The sequence below is a fragment of the Bradyrhizobium yuanmingense genome (genome assembly GCF_025200905.1).
Classification (GTDB): Bacteria; Pseudomonadota; Alphaproteobacteria; order Rhizobiales; family Xanthobacteraceae; genus Bradyrhizobium; species Bradyrhizobium yuanmingense.
Map to the genome: position 1 here is coordinate 2,205,881 of NZ_CP104173.1, position 13,912 is coordinate 2,219,792.

Genomic DNA, 13,912 nt, shown 5'->3' on the forward strand with positions numbered 1-13,912 from the left:
CAAGAGAGCGGCTCACGCCATGCTCAGCTCGTGGCGGCCCACCACCATCCAGTGCACCTCGTCCGGACCGTCGGCGAAGCGCAGGTGCCGCACGTCCTGATACATCTCGGCGAGCGGGGTCCAGTGCGAGATGCCGGTGGCGCCGTGCATCTGGATGGCCTGATCGATGATCTTGCAGGCGCGCTCGGGCACCATGGCCTTGACCATGGAGACCCAGACGCGGGCCTCCTTGTTGCCGAGCACGTCCATTGCCTTCGCCGCTTTCAGCACCATCAGCCGCATCGCCTCGATCTCGCAGCGCGCCTGCGCGATGATCTGCATGTTGCCGCCGAGATGGGCGATCTTCTTGCCAAAGGCCTCACGGGTGAGGCCACGCTGCACCATCAGGTCGAGCGCCTTCTCGGCCTTGCCGATGGTGCGCATGCAGTGATGGATGCGGCCGGGGCCGAGGCGGAGCTGCGAGATCTCGAAGCCACGGCCTTCGCCGAGCAGGATGTTCTCCTTCGGCACGCGCACATTGTTGAAGCGCATGTGCATGTGGCCGCGCGGGGCGTGGTCCTGGCCGAACACGTACATGGGACCGAGCACCTCGACGCCGGGCGTGTCGCGCGGCACCAGGATCTGCGACTGCTGCTTGCTCGGCGCCGCGTCCGGGTTGGTCTTCACCATCACGATGAGGATCTTGCAGCGGGGATCGCCGAGGCCCGAGATGTAGTACTTCTCGCCGTTGATCACCCATTCGTCGCCGACGAGCTTTGCGGTGGTCGAGATGTTCTTGGCGTCGGAGGAGGCGACGTTCGGCTCGGTCATGACATAGGCCGAACGGATCTCGCCGTTGAGCAGCGGCTTCAGCCATTTCTCCTTCTGCTCCTTGGTGCCGACCCGTTCCAGCACTTCCATGTTGCCGGTGTCGGGCGCCGAGCAGTTCATGGTCTCCGAGGCCAGCGGACTCTTGCCGAGCTCTGCCGCGATATAGGCGTAGTCGAGATTTTTCAGGCCCTGGCCGGTCTCGTCATCGGGCAGGAAGAAGTTCCAGAGGCCTTCCTGCTTGGCCTTGTTCTTGGCCTTCTCCAGCACCTCGAGCTGCTTCGGCGTAAAACTCCAGCGATCTTGCTTGCCCTCGCCGGCCTTGGCGAACTCGATCGACATCGGCTCGACGGTATCGCGGATGAACTTCTTGACGTGATCGTAAAGCGGCCGGACCTGGTCCGACATCCGCAAGTCGTTGAGCTCGTCGCCGGGATTGAGCGTGTAGTTGGTGGTGCGGGGAATGTAGGTGTGTTTTGTCATTGGTCCTCCCGGGATCGCTAGAATGTGTTGTGCGCAAGAATAGTCGCAGCGCCGGCAAAGTGCGAGGGCGCATTTTCACGCGTGAGGCCATGCCATGCGATGGAATATCGCAAGGCCGTTTGAAATGTTGTTTGAATGGGCGCGGCGCACTGGGCACGCCCGCGCCACGCTCTCCGCCGTCATCGCCCGCCTTGTGCGCACTTGCGCACTGGGGCGGGCGATCCAGTACTCCGAGACGGCAGTGATTGAACAGAGTAGCTGCGGCGTACTGGATTCCCCGCCTGCCGCCTACGCTAAAGCTTCGGCGCCCCTGGACCTCAACCCTGGCGAAGCCTTGGCGTAGCCGGGTCGCGGGGAATGACAGCAGTGGATGTGGCTAGTTCGCCATCCGATGCATCGCGCAGATCTTGTTGCCATCGAGATCGCGCAGGTAGGCCAGATAGAGCTTGCCGCCCGGGCCCTGGCGAATGCCGGGCGGATCCTCGATCGATTTTGCGCCGGCTGCAACGCCCGCCGCGTGCCACGCATCGACCTGTTCCGGCGAATTGGCGGCAAAGCCGATCGTGCCGCCGTTGGCGCAGGTCGCCGGCTCGCCGTTGATCGGCTTCGATACCGAGAACACTCCGGTCTTGGTGATGTAGAAGATGCGGTGGCCGTCGACCCTGGCCGGCCGCACCTCGAGCGTGCCGAGCAGTTGGTCGTAGAACGCCTTGGCCTTGTCCAGGTCGTTGGTACCGATCATGACGTGTGAAAACATTTGCCCGTTCCCTCAGTGTTGTAGCCCGGATGGAGCAGAGCGAAATCCGGGTCTTGCTTGCTTTTGGCCGTCCCGGATTCGCTGCGCTCCATCCGGGCTACGAGAATCAAAACGCGGTATAGCCGCCGTCGATCACGAACGTATCCGCGGTGTGATACGACGACGCCTTGCTCATCAGATACACCGCGATGCCGCCGAAATCGGAGGCTTCGCCGAAGCGCCGCATCGGAATCCGCGGCATCACGTTGGCTACGAACTTGTCGTTCGCCATGAGCCCTGCGGTCATGTCGCTCTTGATCCAGCCCGGCAGGATCGCATTGGCGGTGACGCCGTGACGTGCCAGCTCGACGCCGAGCGCGCGCACCAGCGCGTTGATGGCGGCCTTGGTCGCGGCATAATGCTCGTTGCGCGCCGTGCCGAAGATCGAGGCGAGGCTCGAGGTCGCGACCAGCCGGCCAAAGGGATCGCCGGCATTGGCGCGATCCGTCATGTGCTTGGCGGCGGCCTGGAACGCGTGGAACACGCCGTCGAGATTGGTCGCGAACATCGTGCGCCATTCCTCCTCGGTGCGCTCGATGAAGGCGCGCCGGCCACCGCCGCCGATGCCCGCATTGGCGAAGCAGCCGTCGACCCGGCCGAAGGTGTCGAGCGTCGCCTTCATCGCTGAAGCGACCGAGGCCGGATCGGTGACGTCGCAGACGCGGCTGTCGACCTTGCCGGACAGGCCCTCCATGCTCGCGGCAGCGGCCTTGTTCTTGTCAGCATTGCGGCCCCAGATCGAGACGTTGCAGCCCTGGCCCGCGAGCGCCTGCGCGATACCGAGCCCGATGCCGCCATTGCCACCGGTGATCACGGCCACGCGGCCGGAAAGGTCGAAGAGGTTCATGGCGCGTTTCCTGTTTTTTGACTGCGGCGCATCAGCCGCTGCGCACAAGATTGCTTGCTATGCTCCGATCACCATGGACAAGACCGCGCCAAAAATCAAATATGCGCCCCGGCAAAACGAATTCCGGCCTGCGAAACTGGTGCGGGCCGCAACTGATGAGGAAACCATGGAGTTCAAACACGTCACGCTCGACTTCGATGGCTCGGTCGCGATCCTCAAGCTCGACCATCAGGAGGTGATGAACGCGGTCTCCGTCGACATGCTGGGCGGTCTTTCCGAGGCGCTCGATGCGATCGAGGAGAAGAAGGACGAGGTGCGCTGCGTGGTGCTGACCGGTGCGGGGCGGGCGTTCTGCACGGGCGCCAATCTGCAAGGCCGCAACAACCAGGCGAAGAAGACCAAGGCCGGCCTTACGCTGGAGACCGGCTTTCATCCCTTCCTGCGCCGCATCCGCAACCTGCACTGCCCGATCGTCACCGCGGTCAATGGCCCGGCCGCCGGCGCCGGCATGAGCTTCGCGCTGCTCGGCGACATGATCCTATGCGCGCGCTCGTCCTATTTCCTGCAGGCCTTCCGCCGCATCGGCCTCGTGCCGGATTGCGGCTCGACCTGGCTGTTGCCGCGCCTCGTCGGCCGCGCGCGCTCGATCGAATTGTCGTTGATGGGCGAGCGCCTGCCGGCCGAGAAGGCGCTGGAATGGGGCCTTGTCAACCGCGTCTATGATGACGGCGTCTTGATGGAGGAAGCGATGAAGCTGGCGCGCGATCTCGCCAGCGGGCCGACCGTGGCGCTGTCGCTGATCCGCAAGCTCTATTGGGACAGCCCGGAAAATTCCTTCGAGGATCAGCTCAATCTGGAATTCCAGTGCCAGCTCCGCGCCGGCGACACCGAGGATTTCCGCGAGGGCGTCGGCGCCTTCCTCGAGAAGCGGCCCGCGCAGTTCAAGGGCAAATGATCGAGGCGGCGCTTTCACGCAGCGTCCAGCGCTGGTGCAAAGGGGCGACCGGCGCGACCTGTGCGGCAAAGCTCTCCGGCGGCGCCAGCCAGGAAACCTGGCGCTTCGACATCTCCCATCCCGACGGGCCGATCGGCGCGATCCTGCGGCGCTCACCAAAGGGCTATGGCGCCGCGCCGACCCGCGCGGCCGGTCTTGCCGCGGAAGCGCAGCTGATGCAGCTCGCCTATGAGGCCGGCGTGCCGTCGCCCCGCGTCCTGCATGTGCTGGTGCCGGAGGACGATCTCGGCACCGGCTTCATCATGCAGCGCGTCGAGGGCGAGACCATCGCGCGCAAGATTCTTCGCGATCAAGAGTATGCGGCGGCGCGGCCGCGTCTGGCGCGGCAGATCGGCGGCATTCTCGCAGGTCTGCATCGGCTGCCGCAGGACAAATTGCCTGCGTTGCGCAGCAGGGGCGCGACCCAGGAGATCGCCGAGTTCGAGCGCGACTATCGCAGCCTGAACTGGCCCAAGCCCGTGTTCGAGCTGGCGCTGCGCTGGCTCCGCGACCACGATCCGGGTCCCTCAGTCGAGACCACGCTGGTGCACGGCGATTTCCGCAACGGCAATCTCATCATCGGCGCGGATGGCGTTCGCGCCGTGCTCGACTGGGAACTCGCCCATCTCGGCGATCCCATGGAGGACCTCGGCTGGGTCTGCGTGAACTCCTGGCGCTTCGGCGAGATCGACAAGCCCGTCGGCGGCTTTGGCTCGCGCGAGGAATTGTTCGCCGGTTACGAGGCTTCGGGCCGCAAGGTCGACCCTGAGCGCGTCAAGTTCTGGGAAGTGATGGGCACGCTGCGCTGGGGCATCATGTGCGGCGGCATGATGCAGCGCTTTCGCGAGGGGCCCGACCATTCCATGGAGCGCGCCATGATCGGCCGCCGCGCCAGCGAGACCGAGATCGATCTGTTGCGGCTTCTGGCGCCGCGCGGGAGCTGACACATGCAGGACGAGCCGACCCCGATCGAGCTGACCAAGGCAGTCGCCGATTTCCTCCGCAGCGACATCACGCCGCTGATCTCCGGCCACCAAGCCTTCAAGCTGCGCGTCGCCATCAACATCCTCGACCTCGTCACGCGGCAGCTGACGCGGGAGGAGGGAAGCGATGCGAAGGAGGTGGAGCGCCTGCGCGCGCTGCTCGGCATCGACGGCTCGGTCATGGAGCTCAACCGTGTTCTCGCACATCGCATCGCGAGCGGGGAGATGGATCTCGCGACCCCAGGCTTCGCCGAGCACCTGTGGGCAACCACGATGGACAAGCTGGCGGTCGATCAGCCGAATTATGCCTCGTACAAGCGCGAACTAGGACGAAGCGGGTAGGTCTCTCCCCCTCATTGCGAGGAGCCCTTGCGACGAAGCAATCCAGACTGTCTCTGCTGGGCAGCCTGGATTGCTTCGCTACGCTCGCAATGACAGTGTTGAGAGAGGGGGCGCTCCTCTCTCCGCCGTCATTCCGGGGCGTCGCGAAGCGACGAACCCGGAATCCATTCATCCGCACGTTCTGTCGCTCAATGGATTCCGGGCTCGCGCCTGTCGGCGCGCTCCGGAATGACGAGTGGGGAGACCCGTTTCCTACTTTCCCACCCATTTCGGCGGCCGCTTCTCGGAAAACGCCTTCGGGCCCTCGATATAATCCTGCGAGGCGACCATCGCCTGCACGGCCGGATAGTCCCGTTGCTCCGCGATCGCCTGCTCCAGCGACACGCCAAGCCCCTTCTGAATCGCCTGCTTCGAGGCCCGGATCGACATCGGCGAATTCTTGGCGATCATCTCGGCCCAGCGCAGCGCGGCCGCGAGCGCCTCGCCCTGCGGCACCACCTCGTTGACGAAACCGAGCTCGAGCCCTTCCTTGGCGCTGACATGGCGCGCGGTGAGGATCATGCCCATGGCGCGCTTCAGTCCGATCTGGCGCGGCAGCCGGTGCAAGCCGCCGGCGAGCGCGGCAAGGCCGACGCGCGGCTCGGGCAGGGCGAAGGTCGCGTTCTCCGCGGCGATGATGAGGTCGCAGGCGAGCGCGATCTCGAAGCCGCCGCCCATGGCAACGCCGTTCACCGCGGCGATGATCGGCTTGTCGCAGTCGAAGCGTGAGGTGAGGCCGGCGAAGCCGCCCTTGTCCCAGCCGCGTTTTCCCCCCGCTGCCTGCCACTTCAGATCGTTGCCGGCGCAGAACGCCTTATCGCCGCTGCCCGTGACGATCGCGATCCACTGCTCGGGATCGGCGGAGAAATCGTCAAACACCTTCTGAAGCTCGAAGTGCGCATCGGTGTGCAGCGCGTTGTAGACCTCGGGCCGCGACAGCGTCACGATCGTGATCGGCCCCTTGCGTTCCACCTTTGAGAATTTCAGCTCCATCGCGCGCTCCCGGATTTTCTTTCGAAGAATATTGGCGCCATACTACCGTGCGGGTGCGCCAGAGCACCATCGAATTGCGCGGGCGCGCCTTGCGCTCCTCACATCTCGGCTTGCTTGACTTGCACGCGCTCTTCTCACCTTAATCGCACCAAGCAAGAATGCGCCCAGCGCCTTAACGCAAAACGATAAAATCAATCCGGGAGAGAACCTGTGGATTTCTCATTGCCTGCCGATCTCGTCGCCTATCTCGGAGAGCTCGACCGTTTCATCGAACGCGAGATCAAGCCGCTGGAACGGGCCGACGACAACATCCGCTTCTTCGACCATCGCCGCGAATGGGCGCGCACCGATTTCGACAATGGCGGCCTGCCGCGTCACGAATGGGAGGCGCTGCTGCGCAAGGCCAAGGATCTTGCGGATGCCGCCGGGCATTTGCGCTTTCCTGTGCCGAAGCAATATGGCGGCAAGGACGGCTCCAACCTCTGGATGGCCGTGATCCGCGAGCATTTTGCCGCAAAGGGCCTCGGCCTGCATAACGACCTCCAGAACGAGCATTCCATCGTCGGCAACTTCCCCGTCGTCACCATGCTCGACCGCTACGGCCGCGACGACCAGAAGGCGATGATCGACGGCTCGATCAGGGGCAAGTACCGCATCACCTTTGGCCTGACCGAGCCGCATCACGGATCGGATGCCACCCACATGGAGACGCGCGCGGTGGCAGCCACGCGCGACAACGTCAAGGGCTGGATCATCAACGGCGAGAAGATGTGGACGACAGGCATGCATGTCGCCACGCACTGCGCGCTGTTCGCGCGCACCAGCGGCAACGATGGCGACGCCCGCGGCGTCACCTGCTTCCTGGTGCCGGCGAAGACCCATGGTGTGAAGGTCGAGGAGTACATGTGGACCTTCAACATGCCGACCGACCATCCGCGCGTCAGCTTCACCGACGTCTTCGTGCCGGAGGATGCGCTGTTCGGCGAGGTCGGCCGCGGCCTGTCGCTGGCGCAATGCTTCGTGCACCAGAACCGCATTCGCCAGGCGGCAAGCTCACTCGGCGCCGCGGTCTACTGCATCAACGAGAGTGTGAAATACGCGCGTGAGCGCAAACCGTTCGGCAAGGCACTGGCCGAGAACCAGGCGATCCAGTTCCCGCTGGTCGAGCTCGCCACGCAAGCCGAGATGCTGCGCCTCTTGATCCGCAAGACCGCCTGGGAGATGGACCAGCTCGACGAGGAGCAAATCGAGCGCACCCTGTCCGACCGGGTCTCGATGTGCAATTATTGGGCAAACCGCCTCTGCTGCGAGGCCGCCGACCGCGCCATGCAGGTCCATGGCGGCATGGGCTATTCACGCCACAAGCCGTTCGAGCACATCTACCGCCACCACCGGAGATATCGCATCACCGAAGGCAGCGAGGAGATCCAGATGCGGAAAGTGGCGGGGTTCTTATTCGGCTATATGGGGCCGGGGAAGCATTAGAGGCTCGCACTGCTATCGTAGGGTGGGTTAGCGCTGCGATTGCGCGAAGCGCGATCGCAGGGCGTAACCCACCAGCGCCATCCGCGTGGATTGCAAAGAGGTGGGTTACGCCTACGGCTAACCCACCCTACGGCACCGCGGATCAATTCACCCGCCGATCCTTCCCCGCCCAATACGGCTCGCGCAGCTGCCGCCGCAGGATCTTGCCAGACGGATTCCGCGGCAGCGCAGGCAGGAATTCCACGCTCTTCGGCGTCTTGTAGCCGGCGATGCGCGTCCGGGTGAAGTTGATGATCTCGGTGGCAGTCGCCTGCTTGCCCGGCTTCATCACCACGATCGCCTTCACGGCTTCGCCCCATTTGTCGTCAGGCACGCCGATCACGGCGGCTTCCGCGACATCGGGGTGGTCGCACAGAGCGCTCTCGACCTCGGCCGGATAGATGTTCTCGCCGCCGGAGATGATCATGTCCTTGATGCGGTCATGGATGTAGAGATAGCCGTCCTCGTCCATGTAGCCGGCATCGCCGGTGCGCAGCCAGCCGTCGCTGCGCAGCGTGGATGCGGTCGCCTCCGGCAGGTTCCAGTAGCCGGCCATGTTGGAGCCCGAGCGCGTTGCGATTTCGCCGACCTGCCGCGGCGGCAGCGGCTTGCCCTCCGGATCCAGGATCGCGATCTCGACGCCCGGCAGCGCCTTGCCGGCCGAGCGCATCCGCTCCAGCCCCTCGACGTGATCCTCCGGCGGCAGCGCGACGATGGTGCCGGTGGTCTCGGTCATGCCGTAGAGCTGCACGAAGCCGCATTTGAAGACCTCGATGCATTCCTTCAGCAGCGCTGCGGGAATCGGCGAGGCGCCGTACAGCATGTATTTCAGCCGCGAGAAGTCGACCGTCCTGGCGCGTGGCTGCCGCACCACGAACTGCATCGCCGCCGGCACCATGAACAGTTTCGTGATGGCGGACTGCTCGAAGAAATCCAAAACCTTGGTCGGGTCGAACTCGCGCGCGATCACGCCGCGGGCGCCGTGATAGAGCCCCATGACGCCCCACCCCGAACCGCCGATGTGAAAGATCGGCATCGCCACCAGCGAGACATCGTCGGTCGACCACCGGTTCCACTCCGGCTTGTCCTCGGCATTGCCGGATTGCACCAGGTTGAGGAAGTTGGCATGCGACAACATCGCGCCCTTCGGCTTGCCCGTCGTGCCCGACGTGTAGAGCTGGATCGCGATGTCCGTGGTGTCGATCGGCACCTTCGGATCATCGCCGCTCTGCGCATCGCGCCATGCCGTAAAATCCGGCCATTCCGGCGCGCCGCCCTCGGTGGTGATGACGGTGCGCACGCTTGGTATCTGCTCCCGGATCTGGCGCACTTGAGTGATGAACTCCGGCCCGACGAACAGCACCGGCGCCCTGCAATCCGAGACGATGAAGGCGACCTCGGGCCCTGCCAGCCGCCAGTTCACCGGCGCCATCACGACGCCAGCCTTCATCGCACCCATCAGGAGCTCGAAATAGATGTCGCTGTTCTTGCCGAGATAGGCGATGCGGTCGCCCATCTTCACGCCCATCGCGAGGAGCGCGTTCGCGACCTTGTTGGACTTGGCGTCGAACTCGGCGAAGCTGGTGGTGCGGCCCTCGAATTCATAGGCGATGGCGCTGCCGCGGCTCTTTGCACGCTCGCGCACCATGTCGGCGAGGTTCGCCAGTTTCTGTGTGGACATGTTTCTCCCGCAGGCGTTTGTTTTTATGCCCGGGAGTGTGGCGTCATCCGCCGGTGAAGACAAGATGGGCTCCGCTGTCGTCCCGGACAAGCGCGCGCCTCAAGCGCGCGCAGATCCGGACCCATAGCCACAGGAAGTTGTTTGGCGAAGACACGCAGTTACCTGTCTCGCGCCACGACTGCTCCCTGTGGTTATGGATCCCCGCCCCCGTGCGCTTTGCGCACTAGGCGGGGACGACAACTGGGGGCGTGGTGAAAACGTCAGCCCCTTACATGTCCGCGCATTTGCAATGCGCCGTCATCCCCGCTTCGCGCGGTCCTTCTCGTTCTGCGCCATGATGCTCTCGCGCGCGGTCTTCCAGTCGTCGTCGCTCCAGTCGCGGAGCTGGTAGAAGTTGCCGCCCATGGCGAGCGCCTGGGCGCCGTCCATGGCGATGGTCTCGCCGTTGATCCAGTCGCAGCCGCCGGAGATCAGGAACACCGCGACGTTCTGCAGTTCCTCCATGGTGCCGACCCGGCCCATCGGGTTCATCGCCCTGGTGCGCGCGCCGGCTTCGTCACCGGGCTTGATGCGCTTGCTCATGCCCTCGGTCGGGATTTCGCCCGGGGCGATGGTGTTGAGGCGGATGCCGTGTCGTCCCCATTCGGTGGCAAGCGACATCGTCATGGCGTGGATCGCCGACTTGCTCATCGCCGAGGGCACCACGTAAGGCGAGCCGTTGCGCACCCAGGTCGTGGTGATCGAGACGACGTTGCCGGGCTGCTTCAAGGCGATCCAGCGCTTGCCGACCGCATGTGTCACGTAGAACGTGCCATGCATGACGATGTTGGCGACCGCATCGAAGCCGCGCGGCGAGAGCTCCTCGGTCCGCGAGATGAAATTGCCGGCCGCATTGTTGATGAGATCGGTGAGGGGGCCATCGCGGAAGATGCTCTCGATCATCTCCTCGACTGCGAGCGCGTTGCGGATGTCGACGCCGTGGCTGGTGACGCGGCCGCCGTAGAGATCCATCAGCTCGGTTGCGGTCTCGTCGCACACGATCTTGCGCCGACCGCAAATGTGCACCTCGGCGCCGAGCTGGAGAAAGCGCGCCGCCATCGATTTGCCGAGACCGGTGCCGCCGCCGGTCACGAGAATGCGTCGGCCCGCCAGAAGATTTTCCTTGAACATGGCTGTTTCCTCTGTCGCGATTGTCAGTTAATTGGTCGATTGACTAAATCCGGCCGCCGGCGTCCTGTAAAGCGGCACTGAACAAGAACAGGCAAGAACTAGGGGAGAATTCGTCCATGGACGATCGCGTCTCGATCTCGATCTCGGAAGGCGTTGCCGACGTGCGCCTGGTGCGCGCCGACAAGATGAACGCGCTGGATCAGCCCATGTTCGAGGCCCTCGTCGCCGCAACCGACCGGCTGTCGAAGGCGAAGGGCGTGCGCGCCGTCGTGCTCTCGGGCGAAGGCCGCGCCTTCTGCGCCGGGCTGGACATGGGGCGTTTTGCCGCCATGAAGGAGAAGGGTGGCAACGGAATTCCGGGTGGCGAAAATCGCGATCTCACGGTGCGCACATATGGCAAGGCCAACTTCGCGCAACAGGCGGTGTGGGGCTGGCGCCAGCTACCGATGCCTGTGATCGCGGCCGTGCACGGCGTCGCCTTCGGCGGCGGCTTCCAGCTCTCGCTCGGCGCCGACATGCGCTTTCTCAGCTCGGATGCGCGCATGTCGATCATGGAGATCAAATGGGGCCTCGTGCCCGACATGGCTGGCACGCCGATCCTGGCCTCGCTGGTGCGCGATGACATCCTGCGCGATCTCACCTACACCGGGCGGATCTTCTCGGCGCAGGAGGCGCTGGCTTACGGCCTCGCCACGCGCATCTGCGACGATCCGCGCGCTGCGGCGCTTGATGTCGCGCGCGAGATCGCAGGGAAAAGCCCCGATGCGATCCGCGCGGCCAAGCGGATGCTGAACAATCTCTCGGTCGATCCGGGCCCGGCGCTGCTCGCCGAATCCGTCGAGCAGCAGAAGCTGATCGGCAGCCCCAACCAGACCGAGGCCGTGCGCGCCAACCTGGAGAAGCGCGCGCCGAATTTTGCGGATTAGCTTTGGGTCATTCCGGGATGCGCCGTAGGCGCAGGCCCGGAATCCGTCGAGCCGCATCGTTCGCTGTGAAATGGATTCCGGGTTCGATGCTGCGCATCGACCCGGAATGACGGCACAAACAACAACAAAGAAAAACAACAATGAGCCAAACCCACCCCTTCCTCGGCATCGTCTCCGGCGAGCGCCGCCGCTCTCACGCCGAGGTCACTGAGCGCGCCGACCGCATCGCCTCCGGCCTCGCCAAGATCGGCGTCCGCCAGGGCGATAGCGTCTGCATGCTGATGCGCAACGACATCGCCTTCCTCGAAGCCTCCTACGCCGCGATGCGGCTGGGCGCCTATGGTGTGCCGATCAACTGGCACTTCAAGCCGGAGGAGATCACCTACATCCTGAAGGATTCCGGCGCCGCCGTGCTGATCGCTCATGCCGACATGTTGCACGGTTTGCGCGATGCGATTCCTGAGGGAGTCACCGCGCTCAGTGTGCCGACGCCGCCGGAAATCCGCTCCAACTACAAGATCGATCCGGATCATCTGACGAAGCCGGACTTCGCGATCGATTTCGAAGCCTGGCTTGCGCAACACCCGCCCTATGACGGCCCGATCGTGCCGCAGCCCATGAACATGATCTACACGTCGGGCACGACAGGCCATCCCAAGGGCGTCCGCCGCAACGCGCCGACGCCGGAGCAGCAGGCTGCCGGTGAGCGCATGCGTGCGATGATCTATGGGCTTAAGCCCGGCGCCCGTGCACTGCTGCCGGGGCCGCTCTATCATTCCGCGCCGAACTCGTTCGGCATCCGCGCCGGCAAGCTCGGTGGCGTCCTGGTGCTGATGCCGCGCTTCGAGGCGGAGGAATTTCTGCAGGCGATCGAGCACTACAAGATCGACACCATCTTCATGGTGCCGACCATGTTCATCCGCCTGATGAAGCTGCCCGAGGAGGTGCGCAGGACGTACGACGTCTCCTCGCTCCGCCACGTCATCCACGCCGCCGCGCCGTGCCCGGCCGACGTCAAGCGCGCCATGATCGAATGGTGGGGGCCGGTGATCTACGAGTTCTACGGCTCGACCGAATCCAGCGCCGTGACCTTCGCAACCTCCGAGGATGCGCTGAAGAAGCCCGGCACCGTCGGCAGGATCTCGCCGGGCGCCGAGCTGCGCTTCGTCGGCGACGACGGACGCGTGCTCGGGGTCGGCGAGATCGGCGAGATCTATTCGCGCATGGCCGAGATGGCCGATTTCACCTATCACAACAAGCCGGAGAAGCGCGCCGAGATCGACCGCGACGGCTTCATCACCTCCGGCGACGTCGGCTATATCGATGAAGACGGCTACGTCTTCATCTGCGACCGCAAGCGCGACATGGTGATATCAGGCGGCGTCAACATCTACCCGGCCGAGATCGAATCCGTGCTGCATGCGGTGCCCGGCGTGCATGATTGCGCCGTGTTCGGCATCCCCGACGCCGAGTTCGGCGAGGCGCTGATGGCGGTGGTGGAGCCGCAACCCGGGGTCACGCTCGCTGCTTCCGATGTCCGCGCCGCGCTGAAGGCGCATCTGGCCGACTACAAGGTGCCCAAGCACATCGAGATCCGCACCGGCCTGCCGCGCGAAGATTCCGGAAAAATCTTCAAGCGCCGCCTGCGCGATCCCTATTGGGAGCAGGCGGGCCGGAAGATCTAGCTACTTCGTAGCCCGGATGGAGCGAAGCGTAATCCGGGATCTCTCGCCGTGGAAAGATCATCCCGGATTACGCTTCGCTCCATCCGGGCTACGCCCCGCGCGCTGGAAGCGTCCTGGCACGAACAAATTCCGAGCCTATATGGATGGGATCATCCACCTCCGGATCGTCCCATGGCCCCCGTTTCCATCCTGCTCAACATCCTCTGGATCCTCATCGGCGGCGCCTGGATGGCGTTCGGCTGGCTGATCGCCGCGATCGTCATGGCGATCACCATCATCGGCCTGCCCTGGGCGCGGGCGGCGTTCAACATCGCCGTCTACACGCTGCTGCCGTTCGGCTCCCGGGCGGTCAACCGCTACGATGTCACCGGCGTCGAGGATATCGGCACCGGCCCGCTCGGGGTGATCGGCAACATCGTCTGGTTCGTGCTCGCCGGCTGGTGGCTGGCACTCGGTCACCTCCTGACCGCGCTGGTCCTCGCCGTCACCATCATCGGCATCCCCTTCGCCTGGGCCCATCTGAAGCTCGCCGGCATCGCGCTCTGGCCGATCGGCAAGGTGATCGTGCCGGCTTAGGACGTTGCCTCAACGTCGGCGTTCGGCGGCAGAGCGGAGCCGTGCGGCGCCGTCGCGGATTCAATC

13 protein-coding genes are annotated in these 13,912 nt (G+C 64.6%); 7 read left to right on the forward strand and 6 right to left on the reverse strand.

Translation table 11 applies throughout. The features are described 5' to 3' along the window. Positions 1–12: 12 nt before the first annotated feature. The 3 genes from N2605_RS10350 to N2605_RS10360 all read right to left on the reverse strand — a co-directional run bounded on the left by N2605_RS10350 (position 13) and on the right by N2605_RS10360 (position 2,933). Entirely contained in the window at positions 13–1,290 is a 1,278-nt protein-coding gene (locus N2605_RS10350; RefSeq protein WP_260346514.1) for an acyl-CoA dehydrogenase family protein, read from the reverse strand. A gap of 376 nt (positions 1,291–1,666) precedes the next feature. Beyond that, on the reverse strand, positions 1,667–2,047 hold the full coding sequence (locus N2605_RS10355; RefSeq protein ID WP_036023004.1) for a VOC family protein: 381 nt from the start codon (positions 2,045–2,047) through the stop codon (positions 1,667–1,669). 106 nt (positions 2,048–2,153) lie between these two features. Beyond that, entirely contained in the window at positions 2,154–2,933 is a 780-nt protein-coding gene (locus N2605_RS10360) for an SDR family NAD(P)-dependent oxidoreductase (protein WP_036044683.1), read from the reverse strand. A gap of 166 nt (positions 2,934–3,099) precedes the next feature. On the opposite strand from N2605_RS10360, the gene N2605_RS10365 reads away from it, so the two are divergent. The 3 genes from N2605_RS10365 to N2605_RS10375 are packed head-to-tail and all read left to right on the forward strand — an operon-like array spanning position 3,100 to position 5,252. Continuing rightward, positions 3,100–3,888, forward strand: coding sequence for an enoyl-CoA hydratase/isomerase (locus N2605_RS10365; RefSeq protein ID WP_225132208.1), 789 nt, complete (start codon positions 3,100–3,102; stop codon positions 3,886–3,888). Then, entirely contained in the window at positions 3,885–4,871 is a 987-nt protein-coding gene (locus N2605_RS10370; RefSeq protein WP_036023006.1) for a phosphotransferase family protein, read from the forward strand. Before N2605_RS10365 ends, N2605_RS10370 begins: the two co-directional genes overlap by 4 nt. Positions 4,872–4,874: 3 nt before the next feature. After that, the gene (locus tag N2605_RS10375) at positions 4,875–5,252 is read left to right on the forward strand and encodes a DUF6285 domain-containing protein (protein ID WP_260346515.1); all 378 of its coding nucleotides are present in this window, start codon (positions 4,875–4,877) and stop codon (positions 5,250–5,252) included. Positions 5,253–5,504: 252 nt separating this feature from the next. On the opposite strand, the gene N2605_RS10380 is transcribed toward N2605_RS10375, so the two are convergent. Continuing rightward, positions 5,505–6,284, reverse strand: coding sequence for an enoyl-CoA hydratase-related protein (locus tag N2605_RS10380; RefSeq protein WP_036016254.1), 780 nt, complete (start codon positions 6,282–6,284; stop codon positions 5,505–5,507). A gap of 210 nt (positions 6,285–6,494) precedes the next feature. Here N2605_RS10380 and N2605_RS10385 point away from each other — a divergent pair, with 210 nt between their 5' ends. Further along, positions 6,495–7,769 carry an acyl-CoA dehydrogenase family protein gene (locus N2605_RS10385; protein ID WP_260346516.1) on the forward strand — a complete coding sequence of 425 codons (1,275 nt, stop codon included), beginning with the start codon at positions 6,495–6,497 and terminating at the stop codon, positions 7,767–7,769. A gap of 142 nt (positions 7,770–7,911) precedes the next feature. Here the strand turns inward: N2605_RS10385 and N2605_RS10390 are convergent, their stop codons facing one another. Both N2605_RS10390 and N2605_RS10395 read right to left on the reverse strand, forming a co-directional pair. Then, positions 7,912–9,489 carry a fatty acid--CoA ligase gene (locus tag N2605_RS10390; protein WP_260346517.1) on the reverse strand — a complete coding sequence of 526 codons (1,578 nt, stop codon included), beginning with the start codon at positions 9,487–9,489 and terminating at the stop codon, positions 7,912–7,914. A 297-nt stretch (positions 9,490–9,786) separates the two neighbouring features. Further along, positions 9,787–10,659 carry an SDR family oxidoreductase gene (locus N2605_RS10395; protein WP_036023013.1) on the reverse strand — a complete coding sequence of 291 codons (873 nt, stop codon included), beginning with the start codon at positions 10,657–10,659 and terminating at the stop codon, positions 9,787–9,789. A 116-nt stretch (positions 10,660–10,775) separates the two neighbouring features. On the opposite strand from N2605_RS10395, the gene N2605_RS10400 reads away from it, so the two are divergent. The 3 genes from N2605_RS10400 to N2605_RS10410 all read left to right on the forward strand — a co-directional run bounded on the left by N2605_RS10400 (position 10,776) and on the right by N2605_RS10410 (position 13,846). After that, positions 10,776–11,585 carry a crotonase/enoyl-CoA hydratase family protein gene (locus N2605_RS10400; protein WP_260346518.1) on the forward strand — a complete coding sequence of 270 codons (810 nt, stop codon included), beginning with the start codon at positions 10,776–10,778 and terminating at the stop codon, positions 11,583–11,585. Between the two features lie 140 nt (positions 11,586–11,725). Continuing rightward, a complete protein-coding gene (locus N2605_RS10405) occupies positions 11,726–13,270 on the forward strand; it encodes an acyl-CoA synthetase (protein ID WP_260346519.1) in 1,545 nt (514 codons plus the stop codon). 171 nt (positions 13,271–13,441) lie between these two features. After that, positions 13,442–13,846 (forward strand): YccF domain-containing protein, encoded by a 405-nt coding sequence (locus tag N2605_RS10410; protein WP_025034957.1) that lies wholly within the window; start codon positions 13,442–13,444, stop codon positions 13,844–13,846. Positions 13,847–13,912 lie beyond the last annotated feature (66 nt).